Here is a 257-nt window from a genome sequence, read left to right on the forward strand (position 1 = left end):
CAGCAAGGTTCAACTAGCAAAAAGACGCGCCAGGGGCTACCGCAATACTGGAAATTTCATCAACATGATTTACTTTTTGTGCGGCAAACTGAAATTCAGTTACCCACTGTATTTCACATAGAGCCATTTGATCTTTGTGGCGAAATATCGCCGCAAAGTGTTTGACGGCGATGCCATCGACCGGATGCGCCGGATGTTCGGCAAGGTCTGCGAAGACATGGAAGCGTCCCTAGTGGAAATGGATGGGGAGGACAATC

General features: G+C 48.6%; 1 protein-coding gene. It reads left to right on the plus strand.

From position 1 onward, the window contains the following. Window positions 1-127 precede the first annotated feature (127 nt). Window positions 128-257 (plus strand): transposase (locus IV91_RS17690; RefSeq protein ID WP_200874458.1); only part of this gene is annotated, 130 nt, incomplete at its 3' end.

This window comes from Ferrovum myxofaciens, from assembly GCF_000735045.1.
Taxonomy (GTDB): domain Bacteria; phylum Pseudomonadota; class Gammaproteobacteria; order Burkholderiales; family Ferrovaceae; genus Ferrovum; species Ferrovum myxofaciens.